At 42.3% G+C, this 1,486-nt stretch carries 1 pseudogene; it reads right to left on the reverse strand.

Annotated features, from left to right (window positions below):
- Positions 1-282: 282 nt before the first annotated feature.
- Positions 283-1,416: pseudogene (locus tag BV375_RS30860) on the reverse strand (IS110 family transposase); the annotation flags it as partial.
- Positions 1,417-1,486 lie beyond the last annotated feature (70 nt).

The following is a 1,486-nucleotide window of genomic DNA, read 5'->3' on the forward strand; positions in this document are numbered from 1 at the left end:
GCTTTTTTTTCTGAAAAACACAGCATAGTTAACCGGGTTAACAGGATAAGATAAAAGACACAAAAGAGTTAAAAATTTTTTCTTCGTGCTCAGGGCAACAACCATTTGTACTTTGTGTCTTAGTCAGTTTTATTTACAGGCTTACAGGCACCAATAAAAGCCCGACTTTGTATTTTTGTTATATTATTATTGAGATGGAACGTTGATTCCAAGCTCGTGCAGGCGCTTAAGGTGCATCCTTATCTGCGCCTGTTTTCTTTTCTCTACCCATGCAGTATTATCGGGTTGCTGGTAAGCTACTTTGTTTTTTAGTATAAAGTAAGCTGCGGTGAGTATTTTATGAGCAATGGCAATAAGCGCTCTTTTGTTTCCTCTGCGTGCAGCTAATGAATAATACTTTCTTTTAAAATAGCCATCTTTTGCATGCGATGCTGCCCAGGCAGCTTCTGTCAAAGCAGTTTTAAGGCTTTTATTTCCATGGGTAATACGTTCACTTTTTTTCTTTCCTGCACTTTCATTGTTACCTGGACATATACCACACCAGGAAGCCAGGTGATGCTGGTCAGGAAAAACCTCCATATTGGTACCTATTTCAGCAACAATGGCTGTTGCTGTTTGTAATTGAACACCAGGTATAGTTTGTAGCAGACTCATCTCTTTTTCATAATCAGCCAGGTACCTGTCTATTCGAAGACTGACTTCAGCCATAAGTGTATTGAAGTTATCAATAACGTTTTTAGAAAGCCGCAGCATAAAGCGGTGATGTTCTGTAATATGGCCCTGCAATGCCTCTGTGAGTTGTTGACTTTTCTTTTTCAGGCTTCCTTTTGCCAGCGCCGCCAACACTGCCGGGTCTGTCTGGCCGTTAATGATGGCATCAATCATCGCACACCCGCTTACACCAAAAACATCACTCATTACAGAACCTATTTTTATATTGGCATCTTCCAGCACTTTTTGCAGACGGTTGTATTCGGCTGTTCGCTGACCAATGAGTTTACGCCTGTATCGATAAAGGTCCCGTAGCTCCCTGGTATGTTGTGGCGGAATGAAGCTGCCTTTAAGCAAACCGCTTACTAACAATTTGGCTATCCATGCACTATCCTTACAATCCGTCTTATGTCCGGGAACATTCTTGATATGCCGGGCATTGACCAGCAACAACTCAAAATGAGACTCTATGACATTGAACACAGGTTTCCAGTACACACCTGTGCTTTCCATGGCTACATGAGTCACACCACAACACTTTAACCATTCGACTAACAGGAGCAGGCCGGAAGTAAAAGTAGAAAACGTACGAGTCTCCTCTGACAGGCCGTCCCCTCTGATGGTGGCTACCACATTATCTTTGTGAACGTCCAGGCCGCAACCACGGCTTACCACCTGTTCAAATACAACCTGATATTGTCTCATAAAAAGTACTTTCCCTAAAAGTTACTCTTTTTTCATGCCCATTTGTGACACGACGTATCATGAAGGTTTT

Origin of the sequence: Nostoc sp. 106C, from assembly GCF_002154725.1 — a bacterium.
Classification (GTDB): Bacteria; Cyanobacteriota; Cyanobacteriia; order Cyanobacteriales; family Nostocaceae; genus Aulosira.